We start from the raw sequence: 14,892 nt of genomic DNA, 5'->3' as shown, positions 1-14,892 counted from the left end.
CGTTGATCCACTCCGTGAGGTCGCCGATGCGCCGCCAGCAGTCAGCTCACCACCATGCGCTCGTCGGCGCCCGTACACGGAGGTTTCCGCGGCGACGGGCGGGAGCCGGGGCCGCGGTACTCGCGGCCGCGGCGCTGCTCGGCGTCGCCGCCTGCAGCGGCGGCTCCGCCACCGCGTCGGAACCGCCCCGCCCGACCGCCACCGGGGCGGACGCGTCCGGCCAGGCCTCGGCGCCGCCGCACCAGCCGGGCGACGAGTGGGAGACCGTGGCCCCGGCGGCGGTCGGTCTCGACCCGGCGAAGCTCGACGAGATCGCGAAGACGGCCGAGACCGGCAAGTCGAACTGCCTCCTCGTCGTCCGCGGCGGGAAGATCGCCGGCGAGTGGTACTTCCGCGGCACCAACAAGGACACCACCCAGGACGTCTTCTCGGCGACGAAGTCCGTGACGAGCACGCTCGTCGGGATCGCCCAGGACGACGGCGACCTGAAGATCAGCGAGAGCGCCTCGACGTGGATTCCGACGTGGCGCGGCACGCCGTCGGAGGCGGTCACCGTCCGCGACCTGCTCAGCAACGACTCGGGCCGGCGCTGGAGCGTCGGCCTCGACTACGGCCAGCTCGTCAAGGCGACCGACCAGACCGGGTTCGCGGTCGGCCTGGACCAGGCGAACCCGCCCGGCCAGGTATGGGCCTACAACAACTCCGCGATCCAGACCCTGCAACAGGTGCTGAAGGGCGCCACCGGACAGGACCCGGTCACGTTCGCCGAGGACCGGCTGTTCGGCCCGCTCGGCATGACCGACACCAGGATGACGCCCGACGGGGCCGGCAACGCGCGGACGTACACCGGCCTGCACACCACCTGCCGCGACCTGGCCCGTTTCGGGCAGCTCGCCCTGGACCACGGGGTCTGGCACGGCAAGCAGATCGTCTCGGCCGACTGGCTGCGGGCCGCGACCGGCACCTCGTCCACCGAGCTGAACGCGGCCTACGGCTACCTGTGGTGGCTCAACCACGAGGGCCTCATCGGCAATCCCCTGGTCGCGACCGACCTCTCCCAGGTCGGGAACCAGACGGCCACCCGCGGCCGGCTCGTGCCCGGCGCCCCGGACGACATCTTCTGGGCGATCGGCCTCGGCAACCAGGTCGTCCAGGTCGACCCGGGCTCCGACACGGTCGTCGTCCGCATGGGCATCCCCGAGACCGCCCCCAAGCCGCCCACGTTCGGCCCCGGCGAAGCCAGCCGCGTCGTCACCCAGGCGGTCACCGGCCCCGTCAGCCGCGGCTGACCACCCGGCGCGGCCCGTCCGGCGGGCGTCGCGCCGGAGTTTCGGGCTGGCGTTGACGTCGGCGGCAAGGTTTAGCGTCGGGCTCATGCGGATCGGGGAGCTGGCGCGGCGGGCGGGAACGAGCCCGCGGGCGCTGCGGCACTACGAGCAGGAAGGCCTGCTCGCGGCCCGGCGACGGGCGAACGGGTACCGGGACTTCGACGAGGATGACCTGCGGCTGGTGGCCGAGATCAGGTCACTGCTCGCCATCGGCTTCACCCTCGACGACACCCGCCCGTTCGTCGACTGCCTGCGATCCGGCCACGACCGCGGTGTCGCCTGCCCCGACGCCGCCGCCGTCTACCGGCGGAAGATCGCCGAGATCGACGCGTGCGTGTCCCGGCTCGCCGAGATCCGCGCCGGTCTGGTCGGCCAGCTCGCCGACGAACTGGCGGGCCGGGCGGCCGACGTGACCGGCCCGGCCGACGCGGGCACGTCGCCGTCCGGTGAGGTTGCGCCGTCCGGTGAGGTTGCGCCCGAACCGCGGGTGCCCGGCGCGCCGCCGATGGTGGACGCCGTGCGTGCCGTGCCCGTCCCGGCCGCGCCGCCTGCCTGTGCCCTGTCCTTCGAGCAGACCCAGTCCCAGGTGAAGACCTATTCTGGAAAAAGAGGAAATCTGTCATGACATCGACCCATGGCGAAGTGACCCGCGACGTCGGCGGTGGTCTCGCCGTCGCGAACCCGCCCACCCCGGGGACGGTCGTCGCCGTCACCGACGCGTCCTTCGCCGACGTCGTGCTGGCGAGCCCACTGCCTGTTCTCGTCGACTTCTGGGCGGTCTGGTGCCCGCCCTGCCGGATGATGGCGCCCATCCTGGAGAAGCTCGCCGCGGACTACGCCGGCCGGCTCACCGTCGTGTCCCTCAACTGCGACGAGGAGCCCGAGACCGCCCGCGCCTACGGCATTCTCGCGATGCCGACCTTCCAGGTCCTCCACGGCGGCGAGCAGGTCGCCTCGGTCGTCGGCGCCCGCTCCGGTGCCGCGATGCGCAAGTTCATCGACGACATTCTCGGCGACTGACGGTCGTTCGCGAGGGTCCGCCCGGTCTTCCGCGCGACCGGCGACCTGGCCGTCGGCCCTCATCGGTCGCCCCTCTGGGTTACCCGGATGACGGGACGTGTCCGCGGGTCTGGGTGCGGTAGGGGCGGAAGCCGCGGGCCCGGTAGTTGGCGAGGGCGTTCGGGTGGTCGAGGGTCGAGGTGTGCAGCCAGACGCGTTGGACCCCGTTCAGCGTCGGATGGTCGAGGTTCCAGGCGAGGCGAACGGCGAGGGTGAGCGCGTGACCGCCGATGCCGGTGGCGACGTACTCGGGGACGAGCCCGAAGGAGACGATCTCCACCTCCCAGGGCGGATGGACCGTTGTCTCGAGGATTCCAGCGACGTCGCCGTCGGCGCGCACCAGGAAGCTCTGGCGGCGGGGATCCGCGAACCAGTCGGCCCAGGCCATGTCCGACCAGGTGGCGCTTGGCCAGCGGTAGGGCGCGCCGACCCGCACGATCGTCGTCCGGACCAGCGCTTCGTCGTCCGTGGCCGCCAGCGTGAGCCGGGGGGCGGCCCGTCCGGCCCGCAGCTGGTCAGGGCTGGTCATCTCCAGGAACGTGACGACCTCGCCAGGCACCGGTTCCACCACGGTCACGCCCCGCCTCCCTACTGGCCCCCGCCTCCACGAAGGATCCCCGGCGATCGGGTAGTCAAGACCGTCGGAGTCTCGATTCCGCCACCAGGGCGGAGCCGCACACGGCCGAGGGCCTTCGTCGACACAGTGCGCGGGCGGGGCATCCGCCCACCAGGCCACCGCCCTCGTCGCCTCGCCCGCGTCGCCCCCGCCCGCGACGCCCCGCCAGCGTCGACGATGCCAGGCGCGCGAACACCGCGCCGCGCCGCCATGGCTGGCCCCCTGCCCGCTCGTCGCCGGCGCACACCGGCCCAGGACCGTCAGAGCACCTTGGTTCCGTACATCGCGCCGAGCGGATCGGCGATCAGTTCCAGACGGGCGCCGTCGGGGTCGCTGAAGTAGACCGAGACCTTCGAGTGGATGACGTGCTCGACGCCCGCCTCCGCCAGCTTGGCGACCAGCCGCTCCCAGCGGTCCGGAGCGACCGAGATCGCGACGTGGTGCAGACCGCCGAGCACCTCGGCGTAGGGACCGAGGTCGAGGCCCGGGAAGTCGAAGAACGCGAGCAGGTTGCCATTGCCGATGTCGAAGAAGAAGTGCGACGAGCCCGGGTAGTCACGATTCTCGATCAGCTCGGTGAGCGGGAACCCCAGCAGGTCCTGGTAGAACCTGATCGTCGTCTCGACGTCCCGGCTGATCAGGGCCATGTGGTGCACCCCCCGGGCGGACGAGGCCGGCCGCTGCTCGGGTGGCACCAGGTATCTGTCGCGCAGCGCCGCCCGCGCCGCCGCCAGGGTGGACAGGTCGCGTGGGGCGGGGATGGTCGTCGTCGCCGAAGGTTCGCTGCTCATGGTCACTCCGATGCTCGTCTCGGGACGGTGGCCGTCTCATCGCGCCTGACGTCACCATCCGCGCAAACTCGTTGCCCACACAACATCTTCCCCGGGTCGTCCCGTGGAGCATGCTCCTGTCCGCCGCGGGACACACGCCGCCGAGCCACCGCCGGTCCCCCACTGAGCCGCCCTCGCCCGGCCGAGCGCGTCAGCAGCCGGGCGGAGGCCACCGGTGAGCGCGGAACCCCGGCCCAGGGGCGCCGCCCCCGCGSACTGGCGTGGGCGGCGACACGGGCGGCCCGCCGAAGGCCCCGCGAGCGCGGCCGATCACGCGGACGGTCATGCTCACGACAGMCCATGGACATCAAACGGTCATCGTTCCGTGACGCATCGGTGGCAAATCGAGGCTTTGATGAACCTTTGATGAACGAAAAATGGCGAGCGACGGAAGACGGCGCGGACATTGGGTACGACCGTCGCGCTCCGCCTCAAACGCCAGCTACAACGGCTTTGTGGGGGACACCGCGCTGGTCCTAGTCGTCGTCACGGCCCTGGCCTTCGACTTCACCAACGGCTTCCATGACACGGCGAACGCCATGGCGGCCTCGATCGCGACCAAGGCGCTGCGGCCCAAGGCCGCGGTCGCCATGGCGGCATCGCTCAATCTCGTCGGGGCGTTCCTGTCCCTGTCCGTCGCGGCGACGATCGCGAGCGGGCTGGTCAACACACACCTGATCACACTGCCGGTGGTCTTCGCGGGGCTGGCCGGTGGGATCGCCTGGAACCTGGCCACCTGGTACCTCGGCATCCCGTCCAGCTCGTCGCACGCGCTCATCGGCGGGGTGATCGGCTCGACGCTCGCGGCGGCCGGCACGGACGCGGTCAAATGGCACGGCCTCGTCCAGAAGGTCGTGATTCCGGCCGCGCTCTCTCCCCTCATCGCGGTGCTGATCGCGGCGGTGGGCACCTTCGTCATCTTCCGGATCAGCCGAGGCGTCCGCCAGGAAACCCGGGACCGCGGGCTGCGGCTGGGCCAGGTCGGGGCGGCGTCGATGATGTCGCTGGCGCACGGCACCAACGACGCGCAGAAGACGATGGGCATCATCACGCTGGCGTTGATCACCAACGGTTCACTCGCCGCGGGCTCGAAGGCACCCACCTGGGTGATCATGGCCTGCGCCGTGGCGCTAGCCCTGGGAACGTCCTGCGGCGGCTGGCGCATCATCCGGACCCTCGGCAAGGGTCTCGTCACCATCGAGCCGCCGCAGGGCCTCGCGGCGGACTCTTCCTCGGCGGCGACCATCCTGCTCTCCAGCCACTTCGGCTACTCGCTGTCGACGACACATGTCGCGTCCGGGTCGATCCTCGGCAGCGGGCTCGGCAGTCGGGACGGGCGGATCCGCTGGGACGTGGCCCGCCGGATGGTCACCGCCTGGCTGCTGACGCTGCCAGCCGCGGGGCTCGTCGGCGCGGGGAGCTATGCCGCGGTCCACGGCATCGGCGGCACCGCGGGCGTCGCCGTCGGGTTCGTGGTAGTCGTCGCCGGCGCCGGTGTGCTGTTCGGGCTGTCGCGGCGTTCTCCGGTCAGCCACCGCGATCTCCACGAGGAGCCGAACGGCCCGGCCACGGCCGAGACAGCGGCGGCTCGCTCCGTCGCCGAGACCCCGGTCGCGGCCTAGTCATGAGCGCGGTGGACCTGAACGGACCCGTCCATCCGACGGGACGGATCCCAGCGACGGAGGAACGGCCATGACGTCCTGGATCGACCTGGACGCCCTGTGGAAGATCGTCGTCATCGGCCTGCTGTGCGGCGCCGGCCTGCCGGCGGTGTTCACCCTCGGCCTGCGCACGCTGAGCCGCTCCGAGCGGCGCGCGGCGGCCGTCACCCCCGTCCCCGACGCGGTAGGCCTGACCGGCGGCACGTCCACACGGGTCCAGGCCGCGCGGGCCGGGGCCGAGATGGTCGTCGCGGGCCTGTGTTTCGCCGTGGTGCTCGCCGCCATCGGCTGGGGCGTCGCCTTCATCGTCTCGCACGGCTGACTGGTCGCCTACCACCACCCAGTCCCCCGCCGCCGTCCGGACGCCCGGACGGCATCCCACCCGCGGCCCAGGTCGCATGCTGACATTTCTCTTACCTGCCGTTGACGGTACGTAAGCCGGCCTCTGCGAAGGTGCTGCCTGCCAGGGAGTCAGGGCGCACCGGACGGAGGCGACAGGACAGATGCGACGAGCGAGGCCGCCCCGGGCGTTCACGGCGGTGGCACTGGCGGCCGTGGCRCTGGCGGGGGCGGTGGCCCTCACGGCGTGCGGGCCGCGGGACCGGCCGGCGCCCACGGCCTCCCCGCCGCCGGCGGGGACCGCGCCACCCGCGGGGACGGCAACCCACACCCTGACGGCCGGCGGGGTGCGGCGCTCCTACGAGATCCACGTCCCGCCGGGCACCGGGACGGCGCCACGGCCGCTCGTCGTCGAGCTGCACGGCGGCGGCGGCGACAACGACGCCATCGAGCGGCAGACCGGCTTCTTCGACCTCGCGGACCAGAAGGGCTTCCTGGTCGCGAGCCCGAACGGGACCGGGCGGCTCGAGGACCGGTTGCTGACGTGGAACGCGGGCTGGTGTTGCGGGCAGGCCGCCCAGAACGACGTCGACGACGTGGGGTTCATCGCCGCCATGCTCGACGACATCGCCGCGCACTACCCGCTCGACACCCGCCGGGTGTATGTGACCGGGTTCTCGAACGGGGCGATGATGACCTACCGGCTGGGCTGCGCGCTCGCCGACCGGCTGGCCGCGATCGCCCCGGTGTCCGGCGCCCTCGACCACGACGGCTGCGCGCCGAGCCGGCCGGTGCCGCTGCTCGCGATCCACGGCACCGCCGACCAGAACGTCCCCTACAACGGCGGCACCGGCGCCGTCCAGGAGGAACGGTTTCCCTCCGAACGCGGCCGGGTCGACCGGTCGGTGACGGACTCCGTCGGGTTCTGGGTCCGGCGCGACGGCTGCCCGGCCACCCCCGCCGAGCGGCACGACGGCACCGTCACGCGGACCACCTACACGCCCTGCGCCGACGGCACCGAGGTCGTCCTCGACACGATCGACGGCGGCGGCCACGCCTGGCCCGGCGGCCGCAAGGGCCGCCCGCGCGCGGACGCGCCCGCGGCCGACCTCGACGCCACCGCCGCGATCTGGGATTTCTTCGCCCGCCACGAGCTGCCCCACCGGTGACCGGCCGTGTCGAAATGTCGGACCGCACCACTATGGTGATCAGCATGGTTGCTCCAGACGCGACGACGCTGATACTGGACGCTCCGATCACCGCGGTCGTCGTCTACCCGCAGCAGGCCCGGGTCACCCGCCGTGGGACGGTCACGCTGCCGCCCGGCGCCGAGGACACGGAGGACGGGGCCGCGGAGGACGGCGCGGCGGAGAATGACGCACCGGAGGTCACGGTGACGCTCGGCGGCCTGCCGATGGAGCTGGACACGAGCTCGGTGCGGGTGTCGGGGCGCGGCGCGGTGCGGGTGCTCGGTGTGGACGTCGTCGTCGAGTCCCGCGCGGTGACCACGGACCCGCGGCTGGCCGAGCTGGAGGACGAGGTCGACCGGCTGCGGCGGCGGGCCCGCGAGCTGGCCGACGACCAGGAGACCGAGCAGGCCCGCCGCAGGTTCCTGGACGTCGCCGCCCGCAACGGCGCCGCGGCGCTCGCCAGGGGCTGGGGCGCGCCGTCCTGGAGCCGCGGCCCCGCGGAGGGCGGGACGACGACCCCGAGCGGCGAGGAACGGCGGCTCGCGGAGGCCGGCGGCGCGCTGGCCACGCAGCTCGCCGGCGTCCACGCCCGGCTGCGCGCGATCGCCGACGAGCAGGAGAACATCCAGAAGCTGACCGACGCGGCCCGGCGCGCTCTGGAGGCCCGCCGCGGCGTACGCCTGCCGGACGCGAGGCAGGTCGTCGTGACGCTGGAGCCGACGGGTGGCCCCGGTGCCGCCGCCGGCGGCGAGGTCGACGTCGAGCTGGAGGTCTCCTACCTGGTCGCCAGCGCCTCCTGGTCGGCGCGGTACGACGCGCGGCTGGTCGACGGCGTGGTCACGCTGACCTGGTTCGGGATGGTGCGCCAGCGCAGCGGCGAGGACTGGCCGGCCGGCGACCTGAGGCTGTCGACCGCGCGGCCGGGCCGCGCCAGCGGCCTGCCCGAGCTCACCCCCTGGTATGTCGACGTCGCCCGGCCGGCGATGCCCTTCGCCCTGGCGGCGGGGGGTGGCGCCTTCGCTGGCGGTGCCGCCTTCGACGCCGCCGCCGAGATGACGCCCGTTCCCGTCGCCGCGCGGGCGAAGGCCCCCGGGGCGGCGCCCCCGCCCCCGCCGGTGGAGCACGCGGTGGCCACCGTCGACACGTCGGGAACCGCGGCGACCTACCGGCCGGCCCGTCCGGTCGCGGTGCCGGCCGACGGGCGGCCGCACCGCACCACCCTCGCCGTCCTCGAGCTGGAGGCCCAGCTCGACTACCTGACCGTGCCCAAGCTCGCCCCCGAGGCCTACCTGCGCGCCACCGTCACCAACACCTCGGCGCACACCCTGCTGCCCGGGCCGGTCGCGGTCTTCCACGCCGCCGACTTCGTCGGCACCAGCACCGTGGAGCTGGTGGCACCGGGCGCCGAGGTGGAGCTGCAGCTCGGCGTCGACGACCGGCTGCTGGTGGAGCGCGAGCTGGTCAGCCGCGCCACCAGCCGCAAGGTCGTCGGCAACCTGCGGCGCACCGACGTCGGCTACGTCATCACCCTCACCAACCACACCCCGCGGCCGGCGCGGGTCACCGTCCGCGACCAGATCCCGGTCTCGCGTCACGAGGGGATCACCGTCAAGGACTTCCAGAGCTCGCCCGCCGCCGGCGAACGCACCGACCTCGGCCAGCTCACCTGGACCGTCGACCTCGAGCCCGCCGCCCAGCGCGGGATCGAGTTCGGTTTCCGCCTCGAGCACGCCCGTGGCCTGGACCTCACCGGCTGGACCGACTGACACCGGCTGGCGAAGCCGGCGGCCGCGCTGCCGCCGGAGAGGGCCCTTCGGCCTGACTCCTCGCGCGACGATCGCCGGGATGCGACAAACATCCAGCATCCAGACGACGGCATCGGGAGGTTCGACATGGTCGGACGGGTCGAGGGCAAGGTCGCGTTCATCACCGGGGTCGCGCGGGGGCAGGGGCGGGCACACGCGGTCCGGCTCGCGCAGGAGGGCGCCGACGTCATCGGCGTCGACCTGTGCGCCGACGTCGACACCGTCGACTACCCGATGGCCACCGCGACGGACCTGGCCGAGACGGTGGCGCTGGTGGAGAAGCTCGGCCGGCGGATCGTCACCGCGGTCGCGGACGTCCGCGACGAGGACGCGCTGCGCACGGCCGTCGACGCCGGGGTCGCCGAGCTGGGCCGCCTCGACATCGTCGTCGCGAACGCGGGCGTCTCCGGCGGTGGCGCCGCGACGGAGACCCTCGATGCGCACGCCTGGCGCACCCTGCTCGACATCGACCTCACCGGCTGCTTCCTGACCGCGAAGGTGGCGATCCCGCACCTGGTCGCCGGCGGGCGCGGCGGCTCGATCATCCTGACCAGCTCGATGCTCGGCCTGAGGGGCCAGGGCTGGATGGCGGCCTACGTCGCCGCCAAGCATGGCCTCGTAGGTCTCATGCGGTCGCTGGCCAACGAGCTAGCCGGCCAGCTGATCCGGGTCAACAGCGTCCACCCCGGCAACGTCCGCACCCCGATGGTCGACAACGAGTCGCTGCGCCGCATGCTGCGCCCCGACCTGGCGAACCCGACGATCGACGACGCCGCCGCCGTCCTCGGTCAGCTGCACCTCATGCCGGTTCCGCTGATCGAGGCCGTCGACGTCGCCAACGCCGTCCTGTTCCTCGCCTCCGACGAGGCCCGCTACATCACCGGCGTCCCCCTCCCCGTGGACGCCGGCGCCACCGCCAAGGCCTGACCTGCCTGGCGGCTTCCCTCAGCTGCCGCGATCCGCCAGCTGGCGGATCGCGGCTAGCGCATGGTGCGGAAGGCGCGGCGGACCTGGTCGGAGAAGAGGGCGGGCTGCTCGAAGGCGGCGAAGTGGCCGCCGCGGTCGGTCCGCTCGTAGAAGCGCAGGTCGGAGAAGTGGTGCTCGATCCAGCGTCGCGACGGCCGGATGATCTCCCTCGGGAAGACCGAGACACCGGCGGGAACGGTCACGCCGAGGCCGCTGGACAGGGCGTGTACGCGGCTGGGCCGCGCCAGGCCCGTCTCCCAGTACAGGCGCGCCGACGAGGCCGCGGTCGCGGTCAGCCAGTACAGCGAGACGTCATCGAGCATCTGGTCACGGGTCAGCGCCGTGTACGGGTCGCCGTCGTGGTCGGTCCAGGCGTGGAACTTCTCGGTGATCCAGGCGCACTGCCCCACGGGCGAGTCCACCAGCCCGTAGCCGAGCGTCTGCGGCCGCGTCGACTGCTGGGCGGCGTAGCCGCCGCCCCACTCCTGGAACTCGGCCATCGCCGTGAGAGCGTCCCGCTCCTCGTCGGTCAGGTCACTGAGGTCGCCGCCCGGGCCGGTCATGAGGAAGTTCAGGTGAACGCCGGCCAGGTGGCCCGGGTCCACGGCGGCGAGCCCGATCGTCACCGCCGATCCCCAGTCGCCGCCCTGCGCGCCGTAGCGGTCGTAGCCGAGCCTGGCCATCAGCTCCGCCCACGCGGCGGCGATGCGCGGCGCTCCCCAGCCGGCGCCGGACGGGCGGCCGGAGAAGCCGTACCCGGGCAGCGACGGCACGACGAGGTGGAAGGCGTCCGCCGGGTCACCGCCGTGCGCCGCGGGGTCGGTGAGCGGGCCGATCACGTCGAGGAACTCAAGGACCGAGCCCGGCCAGCCGTGGGTGAGCAGCAACGGCAGCGCGTCCGGATTGGGCGAGCGCACATGCAGGAAGTGGACGTCCAGGCCGTCGATGGTGGTGACGAACTGGTCGTGGGCGTTCAGCCGGTCCTCGCAGCGCCGCCAGTCGTAGCCATCGCCCCAGTAGGAACACAGGTCGCGCAGCCATTCCAGCGGCACGCCCTGGCTCCAGTCACCCACTGTCTCCTTCTCCGGCCAGCGGGCCGCGGCCAGCCGGCGCCGCAGGTCGGCGAGGTCCGCCTCCGGAATCGCGACCTTGAACGGCACGACGTCGTTACCCATCCAGCCCACCTCATCGTGTTCAAGCCCCTGGATACCCGGGCGCAGGTGCCATCGCACACGGCGGGGCGCCCAGTCCGTCACCTGGCCGGGTCTCGGCGAAGTGCATCCTTGCGCTCCCCGGGCCCCGTGCCCATCCCTTCCTGATGACCGCGAGAGCAACCGGGTCGGTGGTAGGTCGGTGGCGCGGGCCCGGCGAGCCGTGGTTTGGTGCGTTCCGGGCCGGCCGGCGACGRTCGGCCGGCGTGGCGGGACGAGCGTGGAACGTGCGTGGATATGGCGAGCGGGGCCGGCCGAGGAGGCGGGATGGAATTCCATCTGTACTTGCCGCAGATGCGGATGACGATGCCCGAGATCGTCGAGCGGGCACGCAACGCCGAGCAGGCGGGATTCACGGGTATCGCGCTGATGGATCACCTCGCGCCGCCCATGGCGGCGGGCACGCCGATGTTCGAGGCCATGACGGCGGCGACCTGGGTGGCGGCGAAGACCGAACGGTTGACGGTCGGCCACCTGGTGCTCTGCGACATGTTCCGTCATCCGGTCCTGCTCGCGAAGCAGGCCGTCACGCTCGACCATGCCAGCGAGGGCCGCTTCGAACTCGGCATCGGGTGGGGCTCCGTGCCAGCCGAGCTCGAGCAGTACGGAGTGGGCGACGCGACCGCGCGGACCCGCGTCGAGCGGCTCGCCGAGACGCTCGCCGTCCTGCGCCTGCTCTGGAGCGGCGAGCGCGCCGACTACCAGGGTGAGCACGTCACGCTGCGCGACGCCATGGCACTGCCGGTCCCGACCCGGCCGATCCCCATCACCATCGGCGGCACCGGCCCGCGCACGCTCGCGCTCGTCGCCGAGTACGCCGACTGGTGGAACATCCAGATCGGCCGGCTGGGCCAGCTCGACGAGCTGCGCCCCCGCGCCGGCAAGGCCCGCGTCTCCGTCCAGCAGCTGGTCACGCTCGTCCCCGCCGACGCCTCGCCGGCCCGGCGCGACGAGATCACCGCGCTCGCCCAGCGCCGGTTCGGCGCGATGGGAGCCGGCGGCGGCCTGGTCACCGGCACCCCCGCCGAGCTCACCACCTACTTCGCGGGGCTCGCCGCCCGTGGCGTCGACCGCGCCTACGCCTGGTTCACCGACTTCTCGGCACCCGAGACGCTCGCCGCCTTCGCGGAGGTCGTCGAAAACCTCCGCTAGCGGTCTCCAGCGTCAGGGCGACGTCGGGGGCGAGGTCKGGCCGTCGGTCTCGGACTGCTCGGCGAGGAAGCGCTCCAGCTCGGCGCCGAGCTCGTCGGCGGACGGCAGGTCCTCTGGGTCGACCGTCGGCAGGCCGCCGTTGTCCTTGCCGCGCTTGTAGGCGTCGTACTGCTCCTCCAGCGCGTGCACGAGCGACGCCATCTCTCCGCCCTTGGCGAGCTCCTGGTCGACCTCGCCGCGCACCGTCTCGGAGGCGGAGCGCAGGCCGTCGAGGGGCAGCATCAGTCCGGTCGCCTTGGAGACAGAGGTCAGCAGCACCTCGGTCGCCTGGGGGAAGTCCGTCTGGTTCAGGTAGTGCGGGACGAGCGCCGCGAGGCCCATCGCGTCGCGGCCCTCCCGCCCGAACTCGTACTCCAGCAGATGGCCGGCGCTGCCCGGCACCTGGACCTGGCGCACCCACGGCTCGTAGCCGGCGATCAGGTCCTTGCGGGTGGCGTGCGCGATGAGCCCGGTCGGGCGAGTGTGGGGCACGGCCATCGGGATGGCGTTCAGACCGACGGACAGGTGCAGGTTCATCCGTCTGGTCAGCTCGCGGACAGCGGTGGAGAACCGCTTCCACATCAGGTCCGGCTCGGGGCCCGCGAGCAGCAGGAACGGCGTGTCGGCGCGGTCGCGCAGCATGTAGAGGGCCAGTATCGGGTCCTCGTAGTGCTCCCAGTGGTCCTCGACAAACGTCATCGCCGGGCGCCGGGACCGATAGTCCAGCAGCAGGTCGATGTCGAACGTCGCTATGACCTGGTGCTCCAGCGTCGTCAGCAGGTGCTCGCTCGCGAGCCGGATCGCGTTTCCGGAGTCGACGACACCGGTCATCGTCTCGAGCATCACCGGTCGCCCCAAGTCGGGCAGGTCACCGTGGACCTCGTAGAGCTCACTCGGGTCGAGCATGGGCCGAGACCTCCCCACTGGTGTGTTGACCCCTTCCGGGGGCGCCCATAGTCGGCATGGTCACTCTCCAGGAGTAACAGTGGCGCATGGTCGCACCTCCTTCGGGCAGGGTCCTGCCAGGGCGACGGCCTCGGCCGTCACCGCATTGTCGCGTCACGGGCTTGCCAGCGGGTGGCGCCTGCCGGCATAGTCCTGCCTTGCCCGCAAAATCGTGGCCAGCCCGACCCGCCGCGTCGCCGCGAAGGGCCGGGGCAACCTCCACCACAGCGCGAACCGAGCGCCGCCGCGGCAGGTCGGGCGGGTCCGCCCATGCCGACCGTGCCGGCCGCTCGCACCGCGCCGCCCGGTGTCCACCCGCGTCGCTTGCCGCTACCGTCGGGACGTAACCGGTCGGGCCTCGGTTGCTTCTTCAGCCTCGTCTGCTTCAACGGTGACGACGCGGATCCATTCCTACTCCACCCCGCCCGCCTTCCAGCTTCCTCCTCGGTCGCCCGGATGTACGTCGATCGGCCGAACCGCGACCGAAGAGCGTTGCCAGCGAGCCGCCGACGCGCCGCGCTTCCGCCGCGCGGATGGCGACGGTGTTCACGGATCATCGCCGCAACGATGCTGGTAAACCCCGGTTCACCCGAGTACAGGGACCCGAGACGACAGCATCCCGGGGGCACCGGCGCGGGCCCAGCCCGACATTCTCGACAGCCACGTTCGAGTGACCGGCGGCGGGTCAGGTTCCGCCCGTCTTCGCATGTTTCGCGCTGTTGACGAAAATCCATCCGCGCGCCGCCGGGACGTCGTCAACGGCGTTGTCTACAGTGCAGGTGATCGGATTGGCGATCACGGCGCCCCGACGCGGGCCGGCGGAACCGAGGTGGATGGCGATGTCGGACGACAACGAGCTCGAACAGGACGACTCCGGGCCTGGCGAACCAGGAGCGGGCGCCGCGAGCGGCCGGGTGACGGTCAGCGCGGCCGGGCGGCGGACGCCGCGCGGGACGCTGTCCCGGCAGGTGCTGCTGGACAGCGCCCGGGAGATCGTCGACATCGGCGGGGTGAACGCCCTGTCGATGCGGGCCCTCGGCGCGCGGCTCGGCGTCGACCCGACCGCGATCTACCGGCATTTCCAGAACAAGAACGAGCTGCTGGACGCGCTCGCCGAACTGATGATCCGCGGCGAGGAGCYGCTGCCCTCGACCGGCGACCCGGTCGCGGATCTGCGGGAGAACCTGCGCCAGTTGCGACGCCAGCTGCTGCGCTACCCGACCCTCGCCCCGTCGGTGCTGCGCCAGCCGCCGGGCGCCGGCCCGTGGTGGGACCGGATGGAGCATGCTCTCGGCGCCCTGCGCGCCACCGGCCGGACCGAGGCGGAAGCCGGGGCGACCTGGCAGACGCTGCTGTTCTTCGTCGTCGGCCATGCGCTGGTGGAGGCACGCCACCTGGCGGAGAACATCGCGACAGACCGGGTCGGCGCGCCGATGCCGACCGTCAACCCGCCGCGCTCGCGCTACCCCGAGCTGGCGGGCGCCGCGCCTCACCTGCACGCCGACCTCGCCGACCAGTTCGAGACCGGCCTCAGCCACATCCTCGGCTGACCCGGTCCCGTCCCGATCCCCGCGGACCCGATCCCCGCGAGATCGGGAGCAGCGTCGGATCCGGCGTGCGAGGGCTGTCGCACAACGGCGTCTTAGCGGACGGATCGGCCCGGAGGCGTCGAGAGCGGGTGTTGCCGGCCGGTCGCGTACGCACGCGGACCACCGCGCCGCGCCTGGCGGAAAGCCGTCCGGTCGGGCCGA

The 14,892-nt window shown here is 72.7% G+C and carries 14 protein-coding genes; 10 read left to right on the top strand and 4 right to left on the bottom strand.

What is annotated here, in order from left to right; translation table 11 throughout:
- Window positions 1–26: 26 nt before the first annotated feature.
- From BL253_RS14590 to trxA, 3 genes are all read left to right on the top strand, one after another.
- On the top strand, window positions 27–1,289 hold the full coding sequence (locus tag BL253_RS14590) for a serine hydrolase domain-containing protein (protein WP_241834793.1): 1,263 nt from the start codon (window positions 27–29) through the stop codon (window positions 1,287–1,289).
- Between the two features lie 85 nt (window positions 1,290–1,374).
- A complete protein-coding gene (locus BL253_RS14585; protein WP_076817251.1) occupies window positions 1,375–1,953 on the top strand; it encodes a MerR family transcriptional regulator in 579 nt (192 codons plus the stop codon).
- A complete protein-coding gene (gene trxA / locus BL253_RS14580) occupies window positions 1,950–2,348 on the top strand; it encodes a thioredoxin (RefSeq protein WP_081438312.1) in 399 nt (132 codons plus the stop codon). The genes BL253_RS14585 and trxA overlap by 4 nt, the downstream gene beginning before the upstream one ends.
- Before the next feature lie 79 nt (window positions 2,349–2,427).
- On the opposite strand, the gene BL253_RS14575 is transcribed toward trxA, so the two are convergent.
- Both BL253_RS14575 and BL253_RS14570 read right to left on the bottom strand, forming a co-directional pair.
- Window positions 2,428–2,964: a GNAT family N-acetyltransferase gene (locus tag BL253_RS14575; RefSeq protein WP_081438311.1), complete on the bottom strand. Its 537-nt coding sequence runs from the start codon at window positions 2,962–2,964 to the stop codon at window positions 2,428–2,430.
- 299 nt (window positions 2,965–3,263) lie between these two features.
- The gene (locus BL253_RS14570; RefSeq protein ID WP_081438332.1) at window positions 3,264–3,794 is read right to left on the bottom strand and encodes a VOC family protein; all 531 of its coding nucleotides are present in this window, start codon (window positions 3,792–3,794) and stop codon (window positions 3,264–3,266) included.
- Between the two features lie 494 nt (window positions 3,795–4,288).
- Between BL253_RS14570 and BL253_RS14565 the strand changes: the two genes are divergently transcribed.
- The 5 genes from BL253_RS14565 to BL253_RS14545 all read left to right on the top strand — a co-directional run bounded on the left by BL253_RS14565 (window position 4,289) and on the right by BL253_RS14545 (window position 9,755).
- Window positions 4,289–5,455 carry an inorganic phosphate transporter gene (locus tag BL253_RS14565; RefSeq protein WP_076817249.1) on the top strand — a complete coding sequence of 389 codons (1,167 nt, stop codon included), beginning with the start codon at window positions 4,289–4,291 and terminating at the stop codon, window positions 5,453–5,455.
- A gap of 70 nt (window positions 5,456–5,525) precedes the next feature.
- Window positions 5,526–5,816, top strand: a complete 291-nt coding sequence (locus tag BL253_RS14560) for a hypothetical protein (protein WP_076817247.1) — start codon at window positions 5,526–5,528, stop codon at window positions 5,814–5,816.
- 181 nt (window positions 5,817–5,997) lie between these two features.
- Window positions 5,998–7,002: a CE1 family esterase gene (locus tag BL253_RS14555; RefSeq protein WP_076817245.1), complete on the top strand. Its 1,005-nt coding sequence runs from the start codon at window positions 5,998–6,000 to the stop codon at window positions 7,000–7,002.
- Between the two features lie 44 nt (window positions 7,003–7,046).
- The gene (locus BL253_RS14550) at window positions 7,047–8,789 is read left to right on the top strand and encodes a DUF4139 domain-containing protein (RefSeq protein ID WP_076817379.1); all 1,743 of its coding nucleotides are present in this window, start codon (window positions 7,047–7,049) and stop codon (window positions 8,787–8,789) included.
- Between the two features lie 126 nt (window positions 8,790–8,915).
- Window positions 8,916–9,755, top strand: a complete 840-nt coding sequence (locus BL253_RS14545) for a mycofactocin-coupled SDR family oxidoreductase (protein WP_076817244.1) — start codon at window positions 8,916–8,918, stop codon at window positions 9,753–9,755.
- 53 nt (window positions 9,756–9,808) lie between these two features.
- Here the strand turns inward: BL253_RS14545 and BL253_RS14540 are convergent, their stop codons facing one another.
- Window positions 9,809–10,969 (bottom strand): epoxide hydrolase family protein, encoded by a 1,161-nt coding sequence (locus tag BL253_RS14540; protein ID WP_076817377.1) that lies wholly within the window; start codon window positions 10,967–10,969, stop codon window positions 9,809–9,811.
- Window positions 10,970–11,272: 303 nt separating this feature from the next.
- Here BL253_RS14540 and BL253_RS14535 point away from each other — a divergent pair, with 303 nt between their 5' ends.
- On the top strand, window positions 11,273–12,157 hold the full coding sequence (locus tag BL253_RS14535; RefSeq protein WP_076817242.1) for an LLM class flavin-dependent oxidoreductase: 885 nt from the start codon (window positions 11,273–11,275) through the stop codon (window positions 12,155–12,157).
- Between the two features lie 12 nt (window positions 12,158–12,169).
- On the opposite strand, the gene BL253_RS14530 is transcribed toward BL253_RS14535, so the two are convergent.
- Window positions 12,170–13,102, bottom strand: a complete 933-nt coding sequence (locus tag BL253_RS14530; protein ID WP_076817240.1) for a PAC2 family protein — start codon at window positions 13,100–13,102, stop codon at window positions 12,170–12,172.
- Window positions 13,103–13,980: 878 nt separating this feature from the next.
- On the opposite strand from BL253_RS14530, the gene BL253_RS14525 reads away from it, so the two are divergent.
- Window positions 13,981–14,691 carry a TetR/AcrR family transcriptional regulator gene (locus tag BL253_RS14525; RefSeq protein ID WP_076817376.1) on the top strand — a complete coding sequence of 237 codons (711 nt, stop codon included), beginning with the start codon at window positions 13,981–13,983 and terminating at the stop codon, window positions 14,689–14,691.
- The last annotated feature ends 201 nt before the right edge of the window (window positions 14,692–14,892 follow it).

The sequence above is a fragment of the Pseudofrankia asymbiotica genome (genome assembly GCF_001983105.1).
GTDB classification, from domain to species: domain Bacteria; phylum Actinomycetota; class Actinomycetes; order Frankiales; family Frankiaceae; genus Pseudofrankia; species Pseudofrankia asymbiotica.
The sequence above is the reverse complement of the archived record's forward strand: the minus strand, read 5'-3'. Positions and strand labels throughout refer to the sequence as shown.